Source organism: Pseudoduganella buxea, assembly GCF_009720835.1.
GTDB lineage: Bacteria > Pseudomonadota > Gammaproteobacteria > Burkholderiales > Burkholderiaceae_D > Rugamonas > Rugamonas buxea.
Genome location: NZ_WNKZ01000030.1, coordinates 45,050 through 59,245 on the forward strand (window position 1 = coordinate 45,050; position 14,196 = coordinate 59,245).

At 65.7% G+C, this 14,196-nt stretch carries 12 protein-coding genes; 9 read left to right on the plus strand and 3 right to left on the minus strand.

All coding sequences use genetic code 11. The annotated features are described in order from the left end of the window. The first annotated feature begins 23 nt into the window (after positions 1 to 23). From tgt to GM672_RS12400, 6 genes are all read left to right on the plus strand, one after another. The gene (gene tgt, locus GM672_RS12375; protein WP_155470836.1) at positions 24 to 1,163 is read left to right on the plus strand and encodes a tRNA guanosine(34) transglycosylase Tgt; all 1,140 of its coding nucleotides are present in this window, start codon (positions 24 to 26) and stop codon (positions 1,161 to 1,163) included. A gap of 127 nt (positions 1,164 to 1,290) precedes the next feature. Then, positions 1,291 to 1,623, plus strand: a complete 333-nt coding sequence (yajC, locus tag GM672_RS12380; protein ID WP_170300038.1) for a preprotein translocase subunit YajC — start codon at positions 1,291 to 1,293, stop codon at positions 1,621 to 1,623. 91 nt (positions 1,624 to 1,714) lie between these two features. Continuing rightward, positions 1,715 to 3,577, plus strand: a complete 1,863-nt coding sequence (secD, locus tag GM672_RS12385) for a protein translocase subunit SecD (protein WP_155470838.1) — start codon at positions 1,715 to 1,717, stop codon at positions 3,575 to 3,577. A gap of 33 nt (positions 3,578 to 3,610) precedes the next feature. Beyond that, complete coding sequence (gene secF, locus GM672_RS12390) at positions 3,611 to 4,633, plus strand: protein translocase subunit SecF (protein WP_155470839.1); 1,023 nt, start codon at positions 3,611 to 3,613, stop codon at positions 4,631 to 4,633. A 268-nt stretch (positions 4,634 to 4,901) separates the two neighbouring features. Further along, positions 4,902 to 6,266, plus strand: a complete 1,365-nt coding sequence (locus tag GM672_RS12395) for an MFS transporter (RefSeq protein WP_155470840.1) — start codon at positions 4,902 to 4,904, stop codon at positions 6,264 to 6,266. 11 nt (positions 6,267 to 6,277) lie between these two features. Next, complete coding sequence (locus tag GM672_RS12400; RefSeq protein ID WP_155470841.1) at positions 6,278 to 8,641, plus strand: GH36-type glycosyl hydrolase domain-containing protein; 2,364 nt, start codon at positions 6,278 to 6,280, stop codon at positions 8,639 to 8,641. A gap of 135 nt (positions 8,642 to 8,776) precedes the next feature. Here GM672_RS12400 and GM672_RS12405 read toward each other — a convergent pair whose 3' ends face one another. Beyond that, entirely contained in the window at positions 8,777 to 9,247 is a 471-nt protein-coding gene (locus GM672_RS12405; protein ID WP_155470849.1) for a gluconokinase, read from the minus strand. Between the two features lie 202 nt (positions 9,248 to 9,449). Continuing rightward, on the minus strand, positions 9,450 to 10,478 hold the full coding sequence (gntR, locus tag GM672_RS12410; RefSeq protein ID WP_155470842.1) for an HTH-type transcriptional regulator GntR: 1,029 nt from the start codon (positions 10,476 to 10,478) through the stop codon (positions 9,450 to 9,452). A 157-nt stretch (positions 10,479 to 10,635) separates the two neighbouring features. Between gntR and GM672_RS12415 the strand changes: the two genes are divergently transcribed. The 3 genes from GM672_RS12415 (at position 10,636) to GM672_RS12425 (ending at position 12,803) form a co-directional block, all read left to right on the plus strand. Beyond that, on the plus strand, positions 10,636 to 11,421 hold the full coding sequence (locus tag GM672_RS12415) for an FRG domain-containing protein (protein ID WP_155470843.1): 786 nt from the start codon (positions 10,636 to 10,638) through the stop codon (positions 11,419 to 11,421). Then, positions 11,391 to 12,110 (plus strand): helix-turn-helix transcriptional regulator, encoded by a 720-nt coding sequence (locus GM672_RS12420; RefSeq protein ID WP_371867063.1) that lies wholly within the window; start codon positions 11,391 to 11,393, stop codon positions 12,108 to 12,110. The genes GM672_RS12415 and GM672_RS12420 overlap by 31 nt, the downstream gene beginning before the upstream one ends. A 75-nt stretch (positions 12,111 to 12,185) precedes the next feature. Then, positions 12,186 to 12,803, plus strand: coding sequence for a glutathione S-transferase family protein (locus tag GM672_RS12425; RefSeq protein WP_155470844.1), 618 nt, complete (start codon positions 12,186 to 12,188; stop codon positions 12,801 to 12,803). A 342-nt stretch (positions 12,804 to 13,145) separates the two neighbouring features. Here GM672_RS12425 and GM672_RS12430 read toward each other — a convergent pair. After that, positions 13,146 to 14,196: heavy metal sensor histidine kinase (locus GM672_RS12430; RefSeq protein WP_155470845.1), on the minus strand; the 1,051-nt coding region annotated here is incomplete at its 5' end.

A 14,196-nucleotide genomic window follows, 5' to 3' on the forward strand; every position in this document is an offset into this window, starting at 1 on the left:
GCGTAACCCCTAACGGAAAACCCATGCTGGAATTTAAACTGCACAAGACCGATGCCACCGGCCTGACCAAGGCACGCCGCGGCACGCTGAAACTGAACCACGGCGAAGTCCAGACGCCCATCTTCATGCCGGTCGGGACGTATGGCTCGGTCAAGGCGATGTCGCCGCTGGAGCTGAAGGAAATCAAGGCCGAGATCATCCTCGGCAATACCTTCCACCTGTGGCTGCGCCCCGGGAACGACGTCATGTCGAAATTCGGCGGCCTGCACGGCTTCATGGGCTGGGACAAGCCCATCCTGACGGACTCGGGTGGCTTCCAGGTGTTCTCGCTGGGCGAGATGCGCAAGATCACGGAAGAGGGCGTGCACTTCAACTCGCCCATCAACGGCGACAAGCTGTTCCTGTCGCCCGAGATCTCGATGCAGATCCAGCGCGTGCTGAACTCCGACATCGTCATGCAGTTCGACGAATGCACGCCGTACGAAATCAACGGCCGTCCCGCCACCATCGACGAGGCGGCCAAGTCGATGCGCATGTCGCTGCGCTGGGCCCAGCGTTCGATGGATGAGTTCAAGCGGGGCGAAAACCCCAACGCGCTGTTCGGCATCGTCCAGGGCGGCATGTTCGAGTCGCTGCGCGACGAGTCGCTCGAGGGCCTGGAAAAAATCGACTTCCCCGGCCTGGCCATTGGCGGCCTGTCGGTGGGCGAACCGAAGGAAGACATGATGCGCGTGCTGGCCCACGTGGGCCCGCGCCTGCCGGCCAACAAGCCGCACTACCTGATGGGCGTCGGCACGCCGGAAGACCTGGTGGCTGGCGTATCGAACGGGGTCGACATGTTCGACTGCGTGATGCCGACCCGGAATGCCCGCAACGGCTGGATCTTCACCCGCTTCGGCGACGTCAAGATCAAGAATGCCCGCTACAAGGACGACAAGGAACCGCTCGACGCCACCTGCTCCTGCTACGCCTGCCGCAATTTCAGCCGCGCCTACCTGCACCACCTGCACCGCGCCCAGGAGATCCTCGGCGCACGGCTCAATACCATCCACAACCTGCACTACTACCTCGACATCATGCGCCAGATGCGCGAGGCCCTGGATGAGGACCGCTTCCCGGACTGGGTCAAGGCTTTCCATGCCGACCGCGCCCGGGGCGTGTAAACCCGCCGCCCGGGCAAATGGTGGCGGAATGAAAAGTTCTTGCAATATCCGCCATTTGCCCAATCTTTGCGACTTTAGCCAGTGCTAGAATACAGCGCTGCATTTTTTAACTATATTGGAGTCACCCGTGTTCATTTCCAACGCATATGCTCAAACCGCCGGCGCCGCCGACGCTTCGCTGATGGGCAACCTGTCGACCTTCGTGCCGCTGATTCTGATGTTCGTGGTCATGTATTTCCTGATGATCCGTCCCCAGCAGAAACGCGCCAAGGAACAGAAAGCCATGATGGACGCACTGGCCCGGGGCGACGAAGTCGTGACGGCAGGTGGCATCCTCGGCAAGGTGTCCAAGGTCAGCGACATCTACGTGACCGTTGAAATCGCGGCCGGTACCGAAATCGTCGTGCAGAAGGCGTCGATCACGACCCTGCTGCCGAAGGGTACGCTGAAAGGCCTGTAAGACACGCGCGGGCGGCCTGGCCGCCCGTTTGCGTATCGACGCCCGCATCGAGGCCCGTTTCAACGCCAGTCTCACTAGAACGCTGAAGAATATGAACCGCTATCCTGTCTGGAAATACATCGTCATTGCCGTGGTCGTGCTGCTGGGTGCGCTCTACACGGCACCCAACTACTTCGGCGAATCCCCCGCTCTGCAGATCACCAGCGGCAAATCCACCGTCAAGGTCGACAGCGCCGTCGCCGCCCGCGTCGCCGAGGTGCTGAAGGCGCAGAACCTGCCCGCCAGCGAAGTGACGCTGGACGAAGGCGCCAGCCACTCCGTGCGCGCCCGCTTTACCGATACCGACATCCAGTTCAAGGCCAAGCTGGCGCTGGAACGCGGCCTGAACACCGACCCGAACGACCCGACCTATATCGTCACCAACAACCTGCTGGCCAATACGCCGCAGTGGATGCAGAAGGTGCGCGCACTGCCGATGTACCTGGGCCTGGACTTGCGCGGCGGCGTGCACTTCCTGATGCAGGTCGATACCAAGGCGGCCTTGAACAAGCGCATCCAGGGCTTCCAGGCGGCGATCCGCAGCCAACTGCGCGATACCAATGTACGCCACGCCGGCATCGAACGCGTTGGCGACGCCATCGTCGTCAAGTTCCGCGACGATGCCACCCGCCAGGCTGCCCGCAAGGCGCTGGCCGACATGGCCGAACTGACTTTCGTCGACGGCACCAGCGGAGCCGACCTGACCCTGACGGCCAGCATGAGCCCGGCCGCACTGAAGGCGGCGCTGGACAATGGCGTCAAGCAGAACATCGCCACCTTGTCCAAGCGCGTCAACGAACTGGGCGTGACCGAGCCGATCATCCAGCAGCAGGGCCTCGACCGCATCGTCGTGCAACTGCCCGGCGTGCAGGACGTGGCGCGTGCCAAGTCCATCATCGGCCGCACCGCCACCCTGGAAGTGCGCCTGGTCGACGAAACCGTCCCACGCGGCACCGAGATGAGCGCGTCGATTCCGTTCAACTCCGAGCTCTTCACGGTCGGCAAGAACGTCCCGGTCGTGCTGTCGAAGGACGTGATCCTGTCGGGTGACTACATTTCGTCCGCCACCGCCAGCTTCGACGAGAACCAGCAGCCGGCCGTGTCGATCGACCTGAATGGCGACGGCGGCCGCAAGATGCGCGAAGCGACCCGCAACAACGTGGGCAAGCTGATGGCCATCGTGCTGTTCGAGAAGGGCAAGCCGGAAGTGCTGTCGGTGGCCACCATCCAGGATGAGCTGGGCAGCCGCTTCCGCATCACGGGCATGGGCAATATCGAGAACTCGACCGAGCTGGCCCTGCTGCTGCGCTCCGGCGCCCTGTATGCGCCGATGGCCGTCATCGAGGAACGCCTGGTCGGTCCGCAACTGGGCGCCGAGAATATCGCGAAGGGCTTCAATGCGACGCTGTATGGTTTTGCTGCGATTGCGGTCTTCATGATCGCCTACTACATGCTGTTCGGTGTCTTTTCCGTGGTCGCGCTGGCGGTCAACGTGCTGCTGCTGGTTGCCATCCTGTCGATGATGCAGGCCACGCTGACCCTGCCCGGTATCGCGGCAATTGCGCTGGCGCTTGGCATGGCCATCGATGCCAACGTGCTGATCAACGAGCGTGTGCGGGAAGAGCTGCGCGCAGGCGCGTCGCCGCAGGCCGCCATTGCCGCAGGCTTCGAGCGTGCATGGGCCACGATTCTCGACTCGAACGTGACGACCTTGATTGTCGGTCTGGCCCTGTTGATCTTCGGTTCGGGCCCTATCCGCGGCTTTGCCGTGGTTCACTGCCTCGGCATCCTGACGTCGATGTTCTCCGCCGTCTTCGTGTCGCGCGGCGTGGTCAACCTGTGGTATGGCCGCAAGAAGAAACTGCAATCGCTGTCGATCGGTACCGTCTGGGTACCCGGCCAGGCGACGAAGTAATCGCCAACGCATCAGATACAGCTAGAGGATTTCATGGAATTTTTCCGCATTCAAAAAGACATCCCGTTCATGCGGCACGCGTTGGTGTTCAACGTGGTGTCGGTATTGACGTTCGTCGCCGCCGTGTTCTTCCTGTTCGACCGCGGGCTGCACCTGTCGATCGAATTCAAGGGTGGCACTGTCCTGGAAGTGAAGTACCCCCAGGCGGCAGAGCTGGAACGGATGCGACAGTCGCTGTCTGCCGCCGGCTTCGAGCACCCTGAGGTATCGACCTTCGGCACCGCCAGCGATGTGATGATCCGCCTGCCGATCATGCCGGGCTCCAGTTCGGATACGACATCGTCCCGGGCTTTCGACGCACTGTGCCGCTCGGACCAGGGTACGCCACGTCACTTCGAGCAGGTCACCGCACAGGGCGAGCGTATCGCGCGCACCGCGTGCGTCAACGCAGCCGGCAAGGAACTGGTCTCACTGCAGCGGGTCGAGTTCGTCGGCCCCCAGGTGGGCGAAGAGCTGACGCAAAATGGCCTGAACGCGCTGGTCATGGTGATCGTCGGCGTGATGATCTACCTGGCAGTCCGGTTCGAGTGGAAGTTTGCCGTCGCGGCGATCATCGCGAACCTGCACGACGTGATCATCATCATGGGTTTCTTTGCATACTTCCAGTGGGAGTTCTCGCTGACGGTTCTTGCTGCGATCCTTGCGGTACTGGGTTACTCGGTCAACGAGTCGGTCGTGATCTTCGACCGGATCCGCGAGAACTTCCGCAAGCAGCGCAAGATGAGCGTGCACGAAGTGATCGACAACGCCATCACCAGTACGATTTCGCGCACCATCATCACCCATGCCTCGACTGAAATGTCGGTACTGGCGATGCTGTTCCTGGGTGGCCCGGCGCTGCATTATTTTGCGCTGGCGCTGGCGATCGGCATCCTGTTCAGTATCTACTCGTCCGTGTTCGTGGCGGCCGCGATCGCCATGTGGCTGGGCGTGAAGCGCGAAGACCTGATCAAGCCGGTCAAGGAAAAAGACGAAACGGATGGCGCGGTGGTGTAATCGCCGTGCTGCCGGTCAGTCGAGCCGCCCTTCGGGGCGGCTTTTTTTTGTCCGGCGCTTTCGGCGCCGATCCGCTTGCCAGGCCGATTTCTTGTTGACTTCGAAAAAATCCCTGATTACACTGGAGTTCTGTTGATAGCGCTATCATTGCGCTGAAAAGTCCGATGGGCGAGCCGGCCGCGCTTGAACGGCTCGTTTTTACTGTGCGGACGAGCCGGGCGGCTCGTCCGCGCAGCCTTTTTGCGATTCCACAAAAATGAAGGTGGCGATGGCCGATCCGAATGCGTTGTCATGGCGGGAAAGAATCAGCTACGGCGTGGCCGACATGGGCTTCAATTTTTACTGGGCCAATATCGCCACCTTCCTGCTGATCTTCTACACGGACGTGTTCGGCATCTCGGCGGCCGCCGCCGCGTCGATGATGTTCGCGATCAAGCTGGTCAACGCCTTCACCGATCCGCTGATCGGCGCGCTGGCCGACCGCACGACGACGCGCTTCGGCAAATTCCGGCCCTATCTGATCTGGGCCGCGCTGCCGCTGGGCGCGGCCGCCGTGCTGACCTACACGACCCCGGACCTGGACCATGACGGCAAGCTGGCCTGGGCCTACGGCAGCTACCTCCTGATGATGGTCTGCTACACCGCCATCAACATTCCCTACAACGCGCTGTCGGGCGTGATGTCGGCCGATCCGCAGGAGCGCTCGACCATCAACGGCCTGCGCTTCATCTGCGCCTTTGGCGGCAGCACCCTGGTGACGGCCGCCACGCCCGCCCTGGTGGCCTGGCTGGGGCAGGGCGACGAGAAGGTGGGCTGGCAGCTGACGATGGCGATATGGGCCGTGGCGGCCTCGCTGCTGTTCCTCGTCGCCTTCGCCAACACGCGCGAGCGCATTGCGCCGCCGCCGGGGCAGCAGTCGAACGTGTGGCAGGACGTGCGCGACCTGTCCCGCAACGGACCGTGGCTGGTGCTGTTCTTCCTGGCCCTGATCATCATGGTGACGATCACGCTGCGCACCACGACGGCGGCTTACTACTTCAAGTATTTCGTCGGCCGGCCCGAGCTGATGGCCAGCTTCGTGCCCACGTATATGGTCGCTGCCGCCTTCGGGGCCGCCGCCACGCCATTGCTGACGCGCTTTATCGACAAGAAGACGCTGATGATCGTCCTGATGTCGCTGTCGGCCGTGCTGTCGGCCGCCTTCTTCGCCATCGGACCGGACCAGGTCTGGCTGATGTTCGTGCTGCAGGGGGCACTGGGACTGGTGCTGGGGCCGAAGTCGCCGCTGGCCTTTTCGATGTATGCCGACACGGCCGACTACACGGAATGGCGCACGGGGCGGCGCGCCACCGCCATGACGTTCGCCGCCGCCACCTTCTCGCAAAAGCTCGGCACGGCCGTGGCGGTGGCCGTCATCGGCACCTTGTTTACCACCTTGGGCTATGTGCCGAACGCGGCGCAGAATACGGGCTCGCAGGCCGGCATCGTCTGGCTGATGTCCTTGATTCCCGCCGTGTTCGCGCTGCTGGCCGTGGCCGTGATGTGCTGCTACCAGCTGGACGGCACGCGCCTGAAGGCGATCCAGGCCGAGCTGGCCGCGCGCAAGCTGATCCCGTCCCACCCCGTTGCATGATGGAGAAGTCGATGTCGTCCCACGTATTACGCCCGGCCGATGCCGGTCAACGCTATGAACTGTCCTCGCCCACGGCGATGCCGCGCGCCGCCGGCTTCCTGTGGAACCGCCGCATGATGATCCAGGTGACCTGCCGCGGCTACGCGGTGGCCCAGTTCATGCAGCCGGAGCCGGCCAAGTACGCCCATGCGCCGAACCTGGAAGCGAAGACCTTCATGCAGCCGGAGCAGGGGTATTACGCGCACCATCCGGGCCGCTTCTTCTACATCAAGGACGACGAGACGGGCGAGCTGTTCTCGGCGCCATACGAGCCGGTGCGCGCACCACTGGCGCGTTTTACCTTCTCGGCCGGGAAAAGCGACCTGGGGTGGACCGTCGAGCACCTGGGCATCCGCGTCGAGCTGATCATGAGCCTGCCCATGGACGACGTCGTCGAACTGTGGTCGCTGCGGGTGACGAACGTCTCGGGCCGGCCGCGTCGTCTCAGCATCTATCCCTACTTCCCCATCGGCTACATGTCGTGGATGAACCAGTCGGCCGAATACCGGCCCGACCTGGGCGGCATTGTCGCCAGCAGCGTCACGCCTTACCAGAAGGTGGCGGACTACTTCAAGCAGAAGGACTTCAAGGACAAGACGTATTTCCTGTGCGAGCGCGCGCCCGATTCCTGGGAGACGGCGCAGGAAGCGTTCGAGGGCGAGGGCGGCCTGCATGCGCCCACGGCACTGCAGGGCGAGACGCTGGCCGGTGGCGACGCCCGCTACGAGACGCCGGCGGCCGTCGTGCAGTACCGCGTGGCGCTGGCCGATGGCGCGGCCGAGGACTACCGCTTCCTGTTCGGCCCCGCCTTCGACGATGCAGAGATCGCGGCGCTGCGCGACAGGTACCTGGGCGAAGCCCCGTTCGCCCGGGCGCGCGCCGAGTATGCCGACTATATCGCCCAGGGCGCCGGCTGCCTCGTCATCGATACCCCGGACGCGGAACTGGACAACTTCGTCAACCACTGGCTGCCGCGCCAGGTCTACTACCACGGCGACGTCAACCGCCTGACCACCGACCCGCAGACGCGCAACTACCTGCAGGACAATATGGGCATGACCTTCGTGCGCCCGGCCACGGCGCGCGCCGCCTTCCTGCACGCGCTGTCGCAGCAGGAGGCGACGGGCGCGATGCCGGACGGGATATTGCTGGTCGACGGGGCCGAACTGAAGTACATCAACCAGGTGCCGCACACGGACCATTGCGTCTGGCTGCCCGTCTGCCTGAAGGCCTACCTGGACGAGACGGCCGACTGGGCGCTGCTGGACGAAGCCGTGCAGGCGGCCGACGGCAGCACGCTGACGGTGGCGCAGCGCATCGGCCGGGCGATGGACTGGCTGCTGACCGAGCGCGACGAACGGGGCCTGTCCTTCATCGCGCAGGGCGACTGGTGCGACCCGATGAACATGGTGGGCTACAAGGGCCGTGGCGTGTCGGGCTGGCTGACGGTGGCCGCCGCCTACGCCTTGAAGCTGTGGGGCAACATGTGCGCGCAGCACGGTGATGCCACGGGCGCTGCCCGCTTCCACGACGGCGCGCGCCAGCTGAACGATGCGGCCAACCGCCACCTGTGGGACGGCCGCTGGTTCGCGCGCGGCATTACCGACGACGGTGTCGTGTTCGGCGTGAAGGACGATGCCGAAGGGCGCATCTGGCTCAATCCCCAGGCGTGGTCGATGCTGTCCGGCGCCGCCAGCGACGCCCAGCGTGCCCTGATGCTGGAAGAAGTGGAGCGCCAGTTGCACACGCCATATGGCGTGCAGATGTTCGCGCCGCCGTATTCGGTCATGCGCGACGACGTCGGCCGCGTCACGCAAAAGCACCCCGGCTCGGCCGAGAACGGCGCCGTCTACAACCATGCCGCCGCCTTCTACATCTACAGCCTGTACACGGTGGACGAAGGCGACCGCGCCTACGACCTGCTGCGCCGGATGATTCCCGGACCGGGCGAGGACGACTACCTGCGGCGTGGCCAGCTGCCCATCTTCATCCCGAATTACTATCGGGGCGCATGGCGCGAGTACCCCCGCACGGCGGGCCGCTCCAGCCAGTTGTTCAATACGGGCACCGTGTCGTGGATCTACCGCTGCGTGGTCGAAGGCCTGTGCGGCCTGCACGGCGACGCCGAAGGCCTGCGCATTGCACCCCGGCTGCCGCAAGGCTGGCCCGGCATGCACGCCATCCGCCAGTTCCGCGGCGCCACGTTCGAGGTCACCATCAAGCGCACGGGCCGTGAAGGCATCGCCGTGCGCTGCGACGGCGAACTGCTGGCCGCACCGCATATCGCCGGCATCGAACCGGGCCGCCGCTACCGGCTCGACGTCGAAGTGCCGTAGCGCCACTGCAATCCGGTGTTCGCACTTCGGTGTCAGGCACCGGTTCTCGAGCAATGAAATCAGGAAGGCTGCCTGCCCGGTACGGGCGGCAGATTCGGTGTCCGGCGCCGGGTGCCGGGGACGCCGCCGTGGGCCTCAGCGTGTGACGATCTCGTCCACCAGCCGGGGCACGGGGAAGCGGATGTCGAGCTGCAAGCCCGCTTCGTCGTCCTGCAGCGGTTCCAGCGCGGCCAGCTGGCTGTCCAGCAGCGACAGCGGCATATAGTGGCCCTTGCGGGCGGCCATGCGTTCGGCGATCAGTTCCTTGCTGCCGGCCAGGTGGGCGAAGCGCAGACGCGGGTCGGCCTGGCGCAGCAGGTCGCGGTAGCGCCGTTTCAGCGCGGAGCACGACAGCACGATGCCCTGCCCCGATTCGACAGCCGCGCGGATCTGGCCCTGCAGCTGCGCCAGCCAGTGCACGCGGTCGCTGTCCGTCAGCGGCGTGCCCGATGCCATTTTCGCCACGTTCTCCGGCGAGTGATACTGGTCGCCTTCCACGAACGGCACGTCGAGCGCCTTCGCCAGCGCGATGCCTACGGCGCTCTTGCCGCAGCCGCTTACGCCCATCACCACCCAGCGCGGTGGCGCGCCGTTACCGCCGGTTTCCCGGTTCCCGCCAATGTCTTGATTCATTCTGATAGCGCTATCACAAAAAATGCCAGTCTAATGGAAGCGCGCCGATTGCTCAAGCGCCCTGCGCAAGTGCTCGGTCGGAAAATTCCGGGACTGTCCCGGAATCTGCGCAAGCTGCTGGGAAAATGCCACGCTGTCAGGCGCTTTCCCGCGCCATCAGGGTAAAGCCCAGGTCGACGTGTGTCTGGGCCGCCGGTTCGCCCCGGATCGCCGCGCGCAGCATCGTGGCGGCCTCGTAGCCGATGCGGTAGCGTGGCGTGCCGACGGTGGTCAGGGACGGCTTCATCCAGGCCGATGCCGGCAGGTCGTTGAAGCCGGCAATCGCCAGCTGCTCGGGCACGGCGATGCCGCGCCGCTGGCACTGGTAGACCGCGCCGTGGGCCAGGTCGTCGTTGCAGCAGAAGATGGCGTCGCAGTCCGGCACCTTGGCCAGCATGCGGCCCAGCAGTTCCGCGCCCAGTGCGATGGTGGACGGGTCGGGCACCATCAGCTCCAGCCGGGGATCGGCCAGGCCGGCATCGTGCATGGCCTTGCGGTAGCCTTCGCAGCGCTTCAGGGTGCGCTCGTCCAACTGGGCGCCGATGAAGCCGATGCGCTTCCTGCCCTTTTCGATCAGGTAGCGCGTCATCGTGTAGCCGGCGTCGAACTGGGAGAAGCCCACGCACAGCTGCGTCGGGTCGTCCGACAGGTCCATCATCGACACCACCGGCACTTTCGACGTCGCCAGCATCTGCTGCACGCGCGCGCTGTGCGTCAGGCCGGAGAGCAGGAAGCCGTCCGGATTGGACTGCATATAAATATTGAGCAGCTTTTCCTCTTCCGCATCCGAGTAGCGCGTGTTGCCGATCAGGAGCTGGTAGTTGTCGGCGTCCAGCACGTCCTGGATGCCCTGCAGTACGGCGGTGAACACGGTGTTCGACAGCGACGGCACCAGCACCACGATCACGTTCGACTGGGCCGACGCCAGCGCCCGCGCGGCCCGGTTCGGCACATAGCCCAGTTCCTGCACGGCTTGTTCGACGCGCTGGCGCAGCACGGCCGACACCAGGTCGGGCTGGTTGATCGCGCGCGAGGCCGTCATCGGCGCGACGCCGGCCAGTGCGGCCACGTCGCTCAGGGTGACGCGGCCGCTGGCGCGGCTGCGGGGGGAGGGGCTTTTGCTCATCAAGTTATCGTTTTCGTTAGCGGCGCTGATCAGGGCTGGATTTCGCCATGAATCGCCCGGGCTGTCAATTATCGCCGCTCCCGGCGATCCACCGTGGATTTGACGCCCTGCGCCGCCGTGTGGGAAGATATTTATCTTATTGCAAGACACGCGCGCCATGGATATTGTTCACATCGACAGCTGGGACGAATTCGTGACCTTGACGTCGGCCTGCGACGGCTGGGCCTTTCGCGGCCTGCCCGACGCCGGCTGGCAGCTGATGAGTTCATTGTCGCGCTACCTGCACAGTTTCGTGCCGGACCGCGCCTCCTGGCGCCAGCGCGAGGAGCGGGCGCTGCGCATCTTCCGGCGCAAGGCGCACATCTACCTGCCCGACGCGGGCGTGCTGGTCGACGACCTGCGCTGCCTGGCCCTGATGCAGCACCACGGTGCGCCGACCCGCATGCTGGACTTTACCAAGTCGCCCTTCGTGGCCGCCTTTTTCGCGCTGAACAATACCAACCGCAGTGCCGCCGTGTTCGCGCTCGATACGCCCACCCTGTGGCAGGCCGCGCCCCGCCACGATGTCTCCCTGCGGCGCGAGGCGATCGACCCGCGCGTGCCCGGCAATTTCGAGCGCCACTTCGCCGGCAACGGCAAGGAGATCATCTGGGTCGGCGAACCGGAAGCGATGGACCGCCGCCTGGTGGCGCAGTCGGGCACCTTCGTCGTGCCCGGGGTGCTGGACAAGCCGCTCGACGCCATCATCGGGCAGTACGAATCGCAGGCGCCGCTGCTGCGCAAGTTCGTGCTGCCGCCGGCGATCCGGGCCGAGGCCATGCTGTCGCTGTACCGGATGAACATCACGCACGCGACCCTGTTTCCCGACCTGGATGGCCTGGCCCGTTCGATCGGCTACGAGCTGGAAATCACGTGGCCGGGGTACCGCCCAGGGCCCGCATGAGCCGCGCCGGCCGCCTGTTCCAGCTGATGGATGCGCTGCGTGCCAACCGGCGCCCGGTGACGGCGGTCGCGCTGGCGGCGCAGCTGGGCGTGTCGGAACGCACGATCTACCGCGATATCCAGACGCTGGCCGAACTGGGCGCGCCCGTGGAAGGCTCGGCCGGCGTGGGCTACCTGCTCAAGACGGGTTTCTTCCTGCCGCCCCTGATGTTCGGCGCCGACGAGGTGGAGGCGCTGGTGCTGGGTGCGCGCTGGGTGCGCGGGCAGGGCGATCCGGCCCTGGCGCGCGCCGCCACCGCCGCGCTGGCGAAAATCGCCACGGCCGCGCCCCAGGACTTGCGCGACCACATGGCCGACACCAGCCTGTGGGTGCCGATCAACACGCCGCAGCCCTCGTTCGACGAGTTCGTGCAGCCGGCGCGCGAGGCCATCCGCAACCAGCACAAGCTGCGCATCAGCTACAGCGACGAGGCGGGCCAGGCCACCGAGCGCACCGTCTGGCCGTTCGCGCTGGCCTTCTTCGAAGGGCGCCGGCTGCTCGCCGCGTGGTGCGAGCTGCGCGACGCCCAGCGCCACTTCCGCATCGACCGCATCCGGGCCGCCGCCACCATCGCCGAGCGTTATCCGACCCCGCGCCACCAGCTCATCAAGGGCTGGCGCGCCGAACACGGCATCCAGGAAGACTCCTGACAGAAACTGACAGCGGCATCCCCTACCATTGACGCATCGACAACGCCGGCAAGCCCGGTCCACCAGGAGAGTCCGATGCGCCTGTACTACGCCCCCCAGTCCTCGAATTCACGCCGCACCCTGGCAGTGGCCAGGCATCTGGGCACCGGGCTCGATCTGACGGTGATCGACCTGATGAGCGCGGAGGATCGCCGCCGGCTGGTCGAGCTCAACCCGAATTCGCAAGTACCGGTGCTGGAGGACGGCAGCCTGGTGCTGTGGGAGTCCGGCGCCATCATGCAGTACCTGGCCGACCGCACCCCTGGTCAGCAAATCTATCCGCAGAATGTGCGCGACCGGGCCGACGTGAACCGCTGGATGTTCTGGGCCGGGGCGCAATTCGCCGTCCCCGTCAGCGCCTTCACGTGGGAGCACGTGTGGAAGAAGCGTGTCACCGGGGCCGATGCCGATCCCGCCGCGCTGGCCGTGGCGGCGCAAGAGATGCACAAGGTTGCCAGCCTGCTCGACACGCACCTGGCACGGCGCGAATGGATTGTCGGCGACTGCCTGACCCTGGCCGACTTCGCCGTGGCCGGTCCCTTGACCTATCTCGAACAGGCCCACCTGCCGCTGGCGCAGTACGCCAACCTGCTCGCCTGGTTCGCCCGCATCGGCCAGCTCGATGCGTGGCAGCGCACCGAACCGGCATGGTGAGGACCGAACGCTTTAGCCGTTTTATGTGAATTGGCGCACAGAGCACCGCCGGGCCAGGCCTTAACATTGAGCTGTCTCTTTCAGGACATCCCTAGTTTTGGACTTGGCCCGCTCTCTGAGCGGGCATTTTTTTTGGCCGCAGGCCTTGCCGTGCGGCCTGACAGGCAGGGAAAGTCATGAAGGAAAACACCACAGACCGGGCCGGGCCGCCCTTGTACGAGGCGCAGGCTCACGCCGCCCAACACGCCGTGCGCCAGCCCGGTGAAGACATTTTGACAAGCGCTTCGACGAGCATTGCGGACACGCCGGTCGCCGGGCGCGACGAAGGTTTGGACCGACTGTTCAATCACTACCGCCGCCGGCGCCTGCTGGCGCTGGGCGTGGTGCCGGCGGGAAGTGCAGCGTGAAGACGGTGGCGCCTTCCGCGCTGGTCGCCGTGGCCATGCCGCCGTGCAGCTGCATGATGGCGCGCACGATCGCCAGCCCCAACCCGGCGGAACTGCCGCCTTCGGCCCGGGCCGGATCGGCGCGGTAGTAACGTTCGAACAACTGCCCCAGGTGTTCGGGCGCGATGCCGGTGCCCGTGTTGCGCACGTCGATGCGCATGCCCTCGCCATCCTCGCGTGCCACCAGGTCCACGTGGCCACCGCGCGGCGTGTGCCGTACCGCGTTGGCCATCAGGTTGTTGACGGCGCGGCGCAGCAGCACGGGGTCCGCATGCACCGTGCCGCGTGCATCCAGCCGCAGCTCGATGCCGCCATCCTCGGCCAGCATCTCGAAGTAGTCGGCGATCTGCGCCAGTTCGCGCCCGGCATCGAGCGCCTCGCGGCGCAGTGCCAGTTGCGCGTGGTCGGCCCGCGCCAGGAACAGCGTGTTCTCGATCATCCGCGCCAGCCGCTCGTATTCCTCCACATTCGATGCCAGCAGCGCTTCGTACTCGCCGCCGGCGCGCGGGCGCGACAGGGCCACCTGGGTCTGCATCATCAAGGTGTTCACCGGCGTGCGCAGGTCGTGCGCCAGGTCGGCGGCAAAGCCGGACAGGCGCTGCACGCCTTCCTCCAGCCGGTCCAGCATGGCGTTGAAGGCCACGCCCAGTTCGCGCAGCTCGGCCGGCACGTCGTCCACCGAGAGCCGGCTGGCCAGCCTTTGGGTGCTGATGTCGTTGGCCTTGCCGATGACGTCATGCAGGGGCCGCATGCCGCGCCGGACGACGGCGAAGGCCAGCACCGTCGCCACCAGGGTGCCGGCCAGCAGGCCGCCGGCCAGGTCGGCCGCATAACGCTTCAGGATCGCCAGCCGGTCCGAGCGCTGGCGCACGATGACGATGCGCAGGGGTGCCTGGGCCGTGCCGGCGCGGGCCAGGCACCCCTGCGCATCGTCATCGTGCGCCAGC